The sequence below is a fragment of the Bacteroidales bacterium genome, from assembly GCA_018334875.1.
Lineage (GTDB): Bacteria > Bacteroidota > Bacteroidia > Bacteroidales > UBA12077 > JAGXLC01.
Genome location: JAGXLC010000099.1, coordinates 1 through 12,777, shown reverse-complemented (window position 1 = coordinate 12,777; position 12,777 = coordinate 1). Strand labels below are relative to the sequence as shown.

Genomic DNA, 12,777 nt, shown 5'->3' with positions numbered 1-12,777 from the left:
GCATTCGCTGATAAATCTTAACATCTGATATTATGTGTTATAACATCTAACATTAAGTGTTATTTCCATTAAAACAAGTTATTATGGTCAGGTTTATTTCCAGATGAAGTTCTTCCTGGTGCAGTTAAAGAATATATAACCAATGTCTGTATATTCAAGAAGAAAATGTATGTGTGAGATCCATAGGAATCGCTTATCTCTTTTTATTAAGGTATATATATACTCCAATAAATGTCAACTTTCGATATGTATGTCTCTCAATAGCCTTCTCGGCTTTCATCTTCTTAAATCCTATCAGGTCAAGAAAATATTTACAAAGGTAATAATTTTGAACAATGCCCTTCTTGAATCCTTTTATAATGCCCATATATATTGAAACCGGGTGCAAGGGTAAAGGATATTGGAAAAACTTTTAGGTAAGAAATAACCGCCCAGAAGTTTTAAAAAAATCATGCACCCGTAAATCCTAACCTGAAAATAATGGAATATTCAACGGAATTTTAATTGGTTGTAAGCGGGTTTATTGTTAATACCTTCAGTCAATATCTAACCATGCAAGAATGAACCATGCAAGAATGAAATGCATGCCTCAGCCTTATCAGAATCGCTTATTTTACTTTTAAAGGCAAAAGTAAAAAACAGGTTGGTTTATGAAAATCATCTGTAACCTGGGGTATATTCTATTATCACTCACCCTTAAAATCAAAATTTAGCTTTTCCTGGAAATTTGATATCTCATTAAAAACTTTTTTTAATGTAGAGACCTCAAGATGGGTGAGCTGGCCAACATCTATATCGTTTCCGGGAGCTGTATTGTTTAGAATGCTTATGGACTGGAACCGCAACCTTTGATACATTAAAAAATTATAGGATTGCAAAAGTTCTTCATATAGGGATCTGTTTAGGACTTTTTGCTCATATAACTGCTTTAACCTTAAAACAGAATTGGTCTCATTTACTTTGTTCTGAAGTGCGTATATTCGAATGAGCCCGGTTACAGGGAGAAGGATCTTCTTCATGCTGATGATGTTTTCATCTGCACCTTGATGGTTTCCAACAATGTTGCCAAATATACTTAATGGAGGCTTGAACTTAATAATTGACTGCGCTAAATGATAGAAGAAAACAGGTTTATTCACAGTAACCTTATTCACGTGTTGACGGAGCGTGTCAATAAATTCTTCTTTGCCATAAAGGCATCTGAAATCAAAGAAAATGCTTGAATCCAGTATACTTTGGGGGTCGCTGCTGTTTATCCATGAGGAGAAGTATTCTTTCCATACTGACACTGGCTGGGTCCATTTTGGGTTTTGGGCCATATTATTTCCCTCGCAATAATTATAACCCACATAATTTAAATCCTTACATATCCTTTCACCGAGTTTTTGAAAATAGCTATACGTTTCAGCGGGTGTTTCGTTTCCCTGATCCTCAAATACAATGGCATTATCCTGGTCGGTTTTCAAGGTTTGTTCCATTCTTCCCTCGCTCCCCATTGTCATAAATGCAAAATCACAAGGTGGTTGTCCCAGTTCCTCAATAGCCATATCTATTATCCGCCTGGAAATTGCATCTGCCAGGATTGTAATAATGTTAGTGATATTTCGTGTTTTGGTACTGACTTCTATCAATGCATTTATCAATACTGGTAATTTGGAATGAATGGTTTTCAGTTCACGGATGTTTTCAGCCTTTTCTGCTTCATGTATTAAATTGCTTATGGTATTGCTTTGTATATGCAATAAATCTTTTTCACTTATTACTCCATAGATCTCCCCCTTATTGTCCGTAACCCCAAGGTGTGAAACCTGGTTGTTTTTCATATCCAGGAGTGCCTCGTATAAAAAGGCATTTTCTGATATGGTAATTATAGGGGAGCTCATGATCTCCAGGGTATTCCTTTGTAAATCAAGATTTTTTGCCAGAACCCTTTTTTTCAGATCGCTGGTGTTAATTACTCCTATTATAGTATTGTCTTTGTGAACAAATACAATGTCCTTTCTTTTTCTTGTCATGAGGTCGATTACATGCTGAATGGTTGAATCCATGTGACATTTAACAATACCCCTTGCATAGCTGTAAATGGGTTGGTTCATCAGCAGCAAAGCAGTTTCTAATTCCCGGGCCAGATTTTCTGTTTCCTTATCAATCGTATTCTGAGGAGTTACTTCTTTTACAACAACGATATATCCGTCGTTATTCCCATGTTTTACTTTTGACACGGACAATACCACATCTTTCCCCTTATTTCTGCCACTCTTGATTCGCGATTCAAAAGAGATGGATTTTGTGGGGTCATCAAATGACTGAACAATATCCCGCCATTTGGCTTTAAACAAGTCTTCAAATTTCAGGTTTGTGAGCTGTGATATATCAAAGCCAATTAATTGGCTGAATTTGATGTTGCTGAATACTATTTCTTCATCTACGATCATTAAGGTGCCTTCAGTGGAGGCTTCAACAAGCGATTTGTATTTTTGCCTCGACAATTTGAGCTTCTCTTCTACATCTCTTCTTTTGTTTTCAATACCCAAACTTTGACGAATAACATAGGATAATATGGCTATAATAATTGCCGTAATAAGTAGTGAAATATGAATTAATCGGTTTTCCAGATGGTCGATCTCCTGTTTTACATCCTCAATGTATATGCCCGTACCTATAATCCAGTCCCATGGCTGAAAAGCTTTGACATACGACAATTTTGGGACAATGCGGTTGGGATCGTCTTTCCATTGCCACATATAGCGGATAAAACCCTCATTTCGCTTTTTCACCAATTCAACCGCTTCGACAAATAATCTTTTTCCATTTGGATCTTTATATTCCGAAAGGTTTTTATTTTCCAGCTCATTCCTGTATGGATGCATGATCATGGTAGGATGCATATCGATTATCCAGTAATAATCTTTATTTTCGCTGCCATAACGCATTTGGGAAATCTGTTTGGCTGCCCTTTCCTGGGCGTCGGATTTTGTTAATGTACCGTTGATATATTCCTGATTGTAATCATCCAACACACTCCATGCAACATTCACAAGCTCGAGGGTCATTTCTTTTTTCCGATCCATCAGGTTTTTCTTAAATGAGGGCAATATAATCCCCCAAATGGCTATGATGAATAATACGATTGCAATAATCGAAGGAAGTATTATACTAAAAAAGAATGAGTTATATTTCTTATTCAATGCCATGATCCTGTTTTAGTATATTCTGAATGACTTTACTTCCAATTCTTTTACATCAAAAACACAAAAACCGTTTCGTTTGCCATTTAAAGCTATTGATGGCACGCTAATCGCATTATGGTTGGATACTGTAGCAGCTTGCCTAAATCTATATTTCTTTATCCTTTTTTGCATAACCTTCATTAGACCATTGACATGGGTATGGCCAAAAAAACTATAAAGAGACTTCTTTTGCCGGGTAAACTCAAAATGCTTTCTGAATTCATCAGAATAGGTATAGAATGATTTTCCAACACCCGTCAAATTGGGGTATACATAATGTGAAAACAGGATATTCCCCTTTTTTGTAGGTAGAACAACATACTCAGGTAATGATCTTAAATATTTAATATCATCCCGGGAAAAAAGTGGATTTATATCATTTTCTTCATGCAACCATATTTTATCAGAGGCAATTTTTTTTCTTTCATGGTAATCCAGTTGAAACCAATTATCCGGGTATCCAAAATCAGGGTTGATCCTGGGAATGATGCCTGCTGCGTGCATGTCATGATTCCCAAGAACAACATATTCACAATTCGATCGAACTAATTGCAAACATTCATGCGCATTTCTTGTGTCCAGGTGATTGTAGTATGGAATGCTGTATCCCGAAATATCACCGAGGCATACGATTTGATCCGCATGAATTTTTTCAATTTGCTTTAAAGCAGTTTTTAAATTGACTATATCCTCATGTATGTCTGATATAATTGCGATTTTCATTTTAACTAGAAGGAATATATAGTACTCAGTAACACTCTCGTATTCGAAACGGAGGTGGTATTTGCAGGTTCATAGTTCACGTCATAATTGCTGCCGTATGCAGCAGAAGTATATTCAATTTCTGCGGCAATTTTAAACTTGTTGGCTACAAATGTTACCCGTGGAGAAACCCTTATTAATGATTCAATATTAGTAGCTAAGCCATAAACCGCATTGTCAGATTCTGACATGGCTTCTTTCGTACCATTGTTTTTTAGAATGCCTCCAAAAACACCTACCTGCCATTTTTTACCATTGGTATGTACTTCGCCCCAAAGGGTAATATTGGTTAAGGGGGTATAGCTTAGTTCACCTGTGGTGGTGTTCTTCACATCTTTAACCGCGAAACCACTAATTGAAAGCACATCTGGTATGTTCTCCCCATACCGTCCCTGTAACTTAATTGTGACGGGGTTCAGGGTGACTTTTGAAAAAGCAATAGCTGTTAATCCCTTTACTTTTTCATCTACTTTATACTCGTTAACCACTTGGTTAACCGGGATTATGGTTACTTCACTGTATAATCTTGGAACAATGGTTTTATAAGCTATTCCTGAGCCAACTAACACGCCGGCATTCGAATCTTCCTTTTGCATGTGATAATGCAACTGGAAATGGGCATCAGGCATTGCTGCATTTCTAAGATACATAGAACTTGCACCATTTGCTCCCCTGGAAGTATAATCGCGTTGTGATAAAGCGGCCGCAATGACCTGAAAATTTCCCAGCGTTTGAGTTACCCTGATCTGGGGATTTCGTGCAAACGATTGCAAAGGGGTACCGGTATTAAATGATATCGTACCTGGGAAACATCCTGTTACAAAGAGCGGGTTCCAGTATTGACCGGTTAACAGCTCGGTATTTGGCCATTTAAGTTTGATCATCGCATGCCGCAACCTGAATAGATTGATATTGTCGTTATTCTGTCCAAAAAAATCACCCTCGATCACACCTGAAGTCTTGGCGCCCAATGCATCTGGCCCACTGATCGTACCGGTTAGCCTCGACTGAATAGCCAGAAAATTAAAACCAGGGTTTGCATTGATATCATTGTTTTGGTTGTCGAGTGATTCGGCTGCCGGCCATAACAGAAAATGCCCTTCCCTGGCACTGATAGTCTGGCGCGAATCATAAAAAAAATCGTTCTTCACATAACCCGAAAACTGAATGCCAAATGTCTTGTCATCATCCTGGGCTTTGCTGCTTAAAACTGTTAATATACCCAATGTCGTAAGTAGTAAAATGTGCTTTTTCATATTCTAATTTTTGATTTATTCTTTATTGCGTTCAGGAGGAAACAATTTCCGGATAAAACTGCGCTCTTTTAAGGGTTTGCCCAACAACAGATTTAAATTGTTCTCGGCAGTAATGTTTTTTTCCCACATATCAAGGGCCGTCTTATAATTTTTTGCCGCTTCTTCGTATTGCATCTTATGTCTTTTTATGATCCCCATATTCGTATAGCTCACTGACAGTCTCCGCTTTGTTTCCAGTTGTGCTTCCTGGATTTCTTTTATTCTGTTATTGATAAATAGTTCCTGGTATTCAACGGAATATTGTTCAAGTCCCTGATAAAATTCGGGTTCAATAATGTTCTTGATCTCCTCATTGCTTTTATTCTCAAACTGCTCCAACCAATCTGTATAAATAGTGATGCTTTTATTTACCATTTTTTCAGCCATAGAAAACATTGAATCCTGCATTTCAGATTGATTGCTTACAGAATCCATATACAATGCCATGGTAAGGTATGAAGCAGCTTTGTTGTTGTATAATACACCGGTTTCATATGAATTCCTGTAATGCGGATATTTGGAATAAGTCGCTTCAATAGAATCCATCAGATGAAAGATGGAATCAAATTCATTGGTTTTCGTATAATCGTTATATTTTTCATACAATAACCTTGCTTCCTTAACCCGCGGATCAACAGCATTATTAATCCCTTTATAGTATTTATGCGAAATAAAAATCGCTATGAAAACAAGGGCACTCATAATTATTATAAGTGTCCTTGTCGGTCTGTTATTGAATATTTCCATTAAGAATGAACTTTTTCCACTAGGAATCTACGTATTTCAAGGGGCGTTTGTTTTGAAAGTTTAGAAACTACAATATTTACAACAATTGCCAGAGGAGCTCCGATCCATGCGAAATACCAGGCCCCCAGCCAATAATCAATAAAGTCGTGAAGTGGCCATACAGCGCCCGTTTTACCTGCGACAAAATAAGACAATGATATGAGAGAAACGATGCAACCTGCTATAAGGCCTGCAATTGCTCCTTGTTTGGTCGAGTCGCTCCACCAGATACCCAACAGGAATAAGGGGAATATCGTACAACCTGCCAGTGAGAAGGCAACAGCTACCAGTTGGCCAATAAGGGCGAGTTTAGCCAGGGCTATTGCAGATATAATTATGGCCATTAAGATGGTTGCAAGCCGTGCATACAATAATTGCCTTTTGAGCGAAGCCTCGGGATTGATGACTTTAACATATAAATCATGGGCGAAAGCCGATGAACCCGCTACCAGTAAGCCGGAAACAGTTGAGAATGCAGCGGATACACCTCCGGCAGCCAGAAATCCAACAATTAACGGATGTACATTGCCAAGCTGGGCAGTATAAACCACAATGGCATCTTTAGCAAGTGTTCCTACTTCAGGATTTGCTGAAAGTATTGTTCCAAAGGCTGCATAAACAGGTGCACTCCAATAAAGGATACAAATGAAAAACAAACCCCAAACAACCGACCAGCGAGCGTCTCTGGCTTTGGGAACAACATAAAAACGCTGAATAACATGAGGAAGGCCTGCTGTGCCAATCATTAAAGAAAAAGCAATCGCGATAAACTGGAAAAAGGTTTTCCCCGTAGCAGAATCCCAGGGCATGGCATACTCCGGTGATGGAACCATAGCAAACTCATGACCCATGGAATTGATCAATTGCTTGGTCTCACTTAAAGGAATCCCGGTAATGGCATCAGATACTACCGAACCATAGCCAATTTGGGGGAGAACCCAGAAATAATCAAATTTATAGGTCAGAATAAATAAAGGAATGAGGAAGGAGATGATGATGATGACATATTGGATCTGCATGTTTTTTGTTACTCCCAGCATACCTGAGATAAGGGTATATGCCAGAACTATAGAACCGCCAATAATTACTGCCCAGGAATAATTGATGCCTAGTATCCATTTGAACATAAGACCAATTCCACCAAACTGCCCAACACAATAGGATATCGAAATCAAAATGGCAATAATGGCACCAACCGCTCTGAGCGTCTGAGAGTAATACCGGTCTCCAATGAAATCGGCGGCTGTGTATTTGCCATATTTCCTTATTTGACCTGCCATGAGTATCAATAACAATACATAACCTCCGGTCCAGCCAATAACGTAGGCCAGTCCATGATAACCTGATCCATACATAAGTGCTGCCATACCCAGAAAAGAGGCAGCGCTCATCCAGTTTGAGGCAATAGCCATACCCGAACCCACTTTCGATATTTTTCTGCCGGCCGCATAAAAGTCGGTGGTATCCTTTGCTCTGAAAAATATACCCACCAGAACAAAAAGAACCAGTATGGTAATTAAGATGATTGCAGGACCTACTTTAAAGCTGCCCTCTAGTTGCGTAGCTGCCGTGGCAGCATGAGAAGCCAGGGGAAATGATAGTAAAGACCATAGTAGTAAATATGCTTTTTTCATATTTATTGGATTTTAAAATGGAATAATTGATTTTAGTCTGCGATATTTAATTTGGCATTTACCCGGTCCGTCAATATACAATATAACAAGCAGAGGCCTACAAACAATATAAGCAGGAAAACAGCGGTATAAAAATAATGGAAAGGAAATCCCAAAAATTTAAAATTCGTTAAAAACGATTGATTGTGGATGAGATATTTTTTCATCACTTTGGGCAGGTTTGTTTTTGTTCCCTCCTTTAAATCCTCTATGCCTACCGACTTAATTTCCAAAGGCAAAATCTTTGACCGGATATCCAGAGAAGAAAGATTTAAAACCGGACTTAGTTCGTCCGATAATTTCATTTTCGCGGCTATATAATCAGGATTCGATATGTTATCAATGCTTTCCCGCTTTTGTTCAAATTCCCGGATCATTGCTACCAGCTCTCCTTTCAGGGAATCGGGTGTGAGCTGATAGACGGAATAGCTCAAGCCATCGGTTAATACAGTTTTATCATCATCGGAAAGCATGATTTTCCCTAGAACTGAAAGGGTTGCCTGTCCGAGCTCTGCCAACTCTTTGTCGCTTGCATCGCCCCTTTCTACCTGGGGCCATGCCCTTTGAAATTTAATGTAAGCGGCTTCCGGGGTTGGTTTTTCTACCAGTTTTAGAAGCAATTGAAAACCAAAGATTGCAATTACCCATATTAGCACCAACCAAAGGACCATATTCCTGTTATATCTGGCCTGAGGCGTGGTAGGTTTGAAAAAGCTAATATGGTAACCGTTAGTTGTTTTGTCCATAGCTTTAGGATTAAATGTGAATAAATTTTTCTTTCAAAAATAAAAAAAACGATAAGAATACACATTTACACGCATTTTTTTTATGCCTTGGCATAGAATTTTTTTCAATGAAAATGGCTATTATTCCAAAATCCCTTTAGATTTTCATTAGCTAGTAGTCCGTTCTTTAATTAAGTTGGCATTTGCATTGTTTCTACTTTCTCATCTTCCATCTTGTACCTCCATTTGAAAATAACCGGTTCCTGATTTATCTCTTCAATTCCCTGATATATTCTTTGCTTAAGCTCATCTATGCTATCTACTCGGATATGCTTGAGAAAACTTCTTGCTATTTTACTGAAAAACATTTCAATCATATTTAGCCATGAACCGTGGGTTGGTGTGAAAATGAACTCGAATTTATTGGGCACTGTTTCTAAAAATTTTATTGTTTCCTTCGATCGATGGGCAGAATGATTATCCAGTATAATTCGTATTTTCCAGTCAGGCGGATAATGGTCTATCAGCTTTTGCAAATACTTTACGAATTCTGCACTTCTGTGCCTATTTTCAACCATAGGTATTATAGTTCCATCATGTAAATCAATTCCGGCAAGCAAAGTTAGGGTCCCCAATCTTTTATATTCATAATCCCGAGCTATGGTTTTGTGCTTACCTGGCACGGGTAATAATTGCGCAGCAATATTTTTAATTGCCTGTATACCTGGTTTTTCATCAAATGAAACTGTTGTTTGTTTCCTCAAATCCCTGTCATTTTTTCCTTCCTGATTTTCATCGGCATTGATTAATTGCACCTCTTTATATACAGCAAGCACTTGTGCCATTTTTTCCTCAAATTTATCATCTCGCTTCTCAAGGTAGTAAGTCATCTTATGTGGCTTTATTTCCGCCTTGTCAAGAATGCCGTACACAAAGCTTTTGCCTGCCTTTTTTAATTTGGGGTATCCCTTCTCCTCACAGTTCTCTCTGATATGTTTAGCCAGCAAGCTATACGTCCACACTTCATTTGCATAACCATAATCTTTTGGGGAGGAACACGCCAAATGGACAACCCATGCCTTGTCTTCATCGCTGATTTTAGATTTTGAGCCCCGGCCGGATAAATCCTCTAATGCCGCAATAGGTCCGAACGCTAATGCCTTATCAATGTTAGAATATATAGCTTCCCGACTTAGGCCAACTTCTTTTGAAATATTTGATACCGGTATACCGTTCATGTATGAAAGAAAAATTTTTGCACGTTGAACCTTCCGAAACTCTTCGGTCTTGCTCTTTGATATTTTAATCAGTTGCTCTTTGTCCTTTTCTGAACAAGTAAGCTTAGGTCTTTTCTTGTATGCCATAATTTTTTGGCATAAAGATAAGTAATTTTATTTAAAAAGTCAAGTTATTTCATGAACGAACTACTAGTTAAGAAAGGAACTTCTTTCTGAGCTCCCTGATCTGCTCCTCGTTGATGGGATTTAATTTTCCCAATGGCTGACTCATGGTCAGTGATTTTGCACTAAACTCAGCCACTTCAAGGCGGTCGAAGGCATCCAAAAGGGCATTACCGGTAACCAGCACGGAATCGTTTTCGATGATGATACAGGAGATATCCTCCTCTACCAGATTCAGCATGGTATTTTTATCCCTGAAATGGGAGCCAAAAGGCACATTGGGAACATCCTGCAGAAATATCCAGCTCTCGGGAATTGTTCTTACATCAAACTTCTCCCCTGTTACTCCAAAAGCCATCAAATAAGGAGATTGTGTGATAATAATAGAATTAACCTTTGGATTTCTTCTGTATATCTCCTGGTGAAGCCACAACCCGCGGCTCGGCATTTTATCCGGCTCTCTTTTGCCATTCCTGATCTGAACAATATCTTCCCGTTGTATATCCCATCGTGACATATTGGTGGGTGTTATTAAAAAATCATCTTCTCTCCATCTTACAGAAATTGTCCCGTAGGAACTGATCATCAGCCCTTGCTCACATGCTCTTTTAACCATACTGACCATAAATTCTCTGATATCTCTTTCATCAGACGGATGGGTAACATGTTCCATTTCAGGTTGCAGATGGGGTATCTGTTCTTCAAAATTCTTTATATCTTCATCAGACAGGTACACCGGTTCGCCAATTGTCTTCCCGTTGATAATTGTTCTTCCGGAAAACTCAAGCGTCTCAAAACGTTGGAAAGCGTCGCTCAGATCGGTGCCCCCGACAACGGTCCCGTGATTTTCCATGATCACGGCGTTGTAGTTATTCTTAAACTCTTTAGCAATCCTTTCTCCCAACTCACTGCTGCCCGGAAGGGCATATGAAGCATAAGCTATAGGTCCGCATACATTGCGTGCCTGGGGTATAATATTGGTATTGGGGATTTGTCGTGTAACACTAAATGAAACCAAAGCAGGTGGATGGGCATGGATGATCGCCTTGATATCGGGTCTGCATTCATAGATCGCCTTGTGAAAAGGAAATTCCGAAGAAGGCTTGTGCCGGCCGACTTGTGTACCGTCACTCTTAACCTTTACAATGTCATCCCTCTGCAGTGAACCCTTATCTACAGCGGCGGGTGTTACCCAAATATCACCACTATCATCGATTATAGAAATATTTCCTCCGGAAGTAGTGGTTAAACCCCGTTTGTATATACGATCAATTATCAGGGTTATCTGATCGCTAGGATGCATCAATTCAGGATTAAATACGCGCATAATTCTATTATTTAATTTTAAAGTCAAATCTTTTTCCGAAATAGTTTCTAATACATATTGAAATAACTTCTTAATCCAAGTCCTATTCGGTTTAGGTGCCCAAATGTACAAAAATTTATCCTCACTCAGCTGGTTTTTAAACATTAATTAAGCCCGTTCAATTTATCATATCAATATTGAGTCTAGTTTAAAAAGCCATTTTCAGAGGTACAAGGCGTTTAGCGGTTATTGTAGTTTTTTGTTTCTCAATAAAATATGTTTTGTATGTATAGCTAATATAGCCGCTTAACGCCTTCTTAGACCGGTCTCAATATTTGCATTTATAAAAATATTTAATATCAAGTGTTCCTAATAAATGATTATTTTTTACATTTATACTTTAAAAATATTCACTATGTCACTAAACCTATTCGATTTATCGGGCAAAAACGCCTTGCTCACAGGCGCCACCCACGGGCTGGGAATGGCCATGGCCAAAGGCCTGGGAGATGCCGGAGCGAACCTGATAATAAATGGCCATTCTCCTGAAAAAATGGAAAGAGCTGTAAAAGATTACAAGGAATATGGTTTGGATGTACATTCCTATCTGTTTGATGTAACCCAGGAAAAGGAAGTTTACGAAAACGTCAGTAAAATCGAAAAGGAGGTTGGTCCCGTGGACATTTTGGTAAACAATGCAGGGATCATTAAAAGAATACCACTCGCTGAGATGGATGTGGAGGATTATAAAGAGGTAATCGATGTCGATCTTGTGGGTCCCTTTATAATGGCAAAACATGTAGTTCAGGACATGATCAAACGCCAAAAGGGCAAAATCATCAACATTTGCTCCATGATGAGCGAAATGGGCCGTGATACGGTAGGAGCCTATGCCGCAGCCAAAGGCGGACTAAAGATGCTCACACGCAATATGGCCACTGAATGGGCACGGTATAATATTCAGGTAAACGGGATCGGCCCCGGATACTTTGCCACAGAACAAACGGCTCCGATCCGAAAGGACGGGCATCCACTCCATGAGTTCATAAAAACCCGGACACCAGCCGGTGTATGGGGTGAACCAGGGCAGTTAGCCGGTTCAGCTATTTTCCTGGCGTCAGAGGCTTCCGATTTTGTCAATGGGCATATTCTTTATGTGGACGGCGGAATATTGGCAACCATTGGGAAGCCGATGGAAAATCAATAAACAGGGTCCCGCGTATTGGTAAAAATGTATCACGCACACGGGAAAATTACTGCAGCCACTGCGGCCATACAGAGTGTATATACCGGGGGCAGAAGGCATCAGCATGGATAATAGACGGAAGATTAATTCCTATCATATCAATTCTAAGAAGATTTGAATTACCCAAGCGGGAACCTTGATTTAACTATTTAGTGCTTCTAAGAAATCATTCAAATAATTGAAAATCAAAATAATATTGTTAATAACTTGTTTAAATCTCTTTAGTGATTTTGTTGTAATTTTCGCGAAAAATGGGGATTTTTATGGTGTTAGCCCTTTGAGATTCGCATAATTTTATCATCACTTACCAAAAAATTCAAATATGAGAAAGAGATTCGAACAACAATTGACTAT

At 38.8% G+C, this 12,777-nt stretch carries 9 protein-coding genes; 1 reads left to right on the top strand and 8 read right to left on the bottom strand.

Annotated features, from left to right (window positions below; genetic code table 11):
* Window positions 1–686: 686 nt before the first annotated feature.
* The 8 genes from KGY70_09790 to KGY70_09755 form a co-directional block, all read right to left on the bottom strand.
* Window positions 687–3,071, bottom strand: coding sequence for a cache domain-containing protein (locus tag KGY70_09790; GenBank protein MBS3775469.1), 2,385 nt, complete (start codon window positions 3,069–3,071; stop codon window positions 687–689).
* A gap of 132 nt (window positions 3,072–3,203) precedes the next feature.
* Window positions 3,204–3,953: a metallophosphoesterase gene (locus KGY70_09785; protein MBS3775468.1), complete on the bottom strand. Its 750-nt coding sequence runs from the start codon at window positions 3,951–3,953 to the stop codon at window positions 3,204–3,206.
* A 5-nt stretch (window positions 3,954–3,958) separates the two neighbouring features.
* Window positions 3,959–5,248, bottom strand: a complete 1,290-nt coding sequence (locus KGY70_09780; GenBank protein ID MBS3775467.1) for a hypothetical protein — start codon at window positions 5,246–5,248, stop codon at window positions 3,959–3,961.
* A gap of 15 nt (window positions 5,249–5,263) precedes the next feature.
* Window positions 5,264–5,989 carry a hypothetical protein gene (locus KGY70_09775; GenBank protein MBS3775466.1) on the bottom strand — a complete coding sequence of 242 codons (726 nt, stop codon included), beginning with the start codon at window positions 5,987–5,989 and terminating at the stop codon, window positions 5,264–5,266.
* 44 nt (window positions 5,990–6,033) lie between these two features.
* Window positions 6,034–7,707, bottom strand: coding sequence for a VC_2705 family sodium/solute symporter (locus KGY70_09770; GenBank protein ID MBS3775465.1), 1,674 nt, complete (start codon window positions 7,705–7,707; stop codon window positions 6,034–6,036).
* Window positions 7,708–7,739: 32 nt separating this feature from the next.
* Window positions 7,740–8,492, bottom strand: a complete 753-nt coding sequence (locus KGY70_09765; GenBank protein MBS3775464.1) for a DUF4212 domain-containing protein — start codon at window positions 8,490–8,492, stop codon at window positions 7,740–7,742.
* 170 nt (window positions 8,493–8,662) lie between these two features.
* Window positions 8,663–9,835 (bottom strand): IS630 family transposase, encoded by a 1,173-nt coding sequence (locus KGY70_09760; protein ID MBS3775463.1) that lies wholly within the window; start codon window positions 9,833–9,835, stop codon window positions 8,663–8,665.
* 67 nt (window positions 9,836–9,902) lie between these two features.
* The gene (locus KGY70_09755) at window positions 9,903–11,198 is read right to left on the bottom strand and encodes a class II aldolase/adducin family protein (GenBank protein ID MBS3775462.1); all 1,296 of its coding nucleotides are present in this window, start codon (window positions 11,196–11,198) and stop codon (window positions 9,903–9,905) included.
* 394 nt (window positions 11,199–11,592) lie between these two features.
* Between KGY70_09755 and KGY70_09750 the strand changes: the two genes are divergently transcribed.
* Window positions 11,593–12,384, top strand: a complete 792-nt coding sequence (locus KGY70_09750; GenBank protein ID MBS3775461.1) for a gluconate 5-dehydrogenase — start codon at window positions 11,593–11,595, stop codon at window positions 12,382–12,384.
* Window positions 12,385–12,777: the final 393 nt, after the last annotated feature.

Coding starts and splice junctions, on each gene's coding strand:
- KGY70_09790 (MBS3775469.1), bottom strand. CDS start 3,071: ATGGATCGGAAAAAAGAAATGACCCTCGAGCTTGTGAATGTTGCATGG.
- KGY70_09785 (MBS3775468.1), bottom strand. CDS start 3,953: ATGAAAATCGCAATTATATCAGACATACATGAGGATATAGTCAATTTA.
- KGY70_09780 (MBS3775467.1), bottom strand. CDS start 5,248: ATGAAAAAGCACATTTTACTACTTACGACATTGGGTATATTAACAGTT.
- KGY70_09775 (MBS3775466.1), bottom strand. CDS start 5,989: ATGAGTGCCCTTGTTTTCATAGCGATTTTTATTTCGCATAAATACTAT.
- KGY70_09770 (MBS3775465.1), bottom strand. CDS start 7,707: ATGAAAAAAGCATATTTACTACTATGGTCTTTACTATCATTTCCCCTG.
- KGY70_09765 (MBS3775464.1), bottom strand. CDS start 8,492: ATGGACAAAACAACTAACGGTTACCATATTAGCTTTTTCAAACCTACC.
- KGY70_09760 (MBS3775463.1), bottom strand. CDS start 9,835: ATGGCATACAAGAAAAGACCTAAGCTTACTTGTTCAGAAAAGGACAAA.
- KGY70_09755 (MBS3775462.1), bottom strand. CDS start 11,198: ATGCGCGTATTTAATCCTGAATTGATGCATCCTAGCGATCAGATAACC.
- KGY70_09750 (MBS3775461.1), top strand. CDS start 11,593: ATGTCACTAAACCTATTCGATTTATCGGGCAAAAACGCCTTGCTCACA.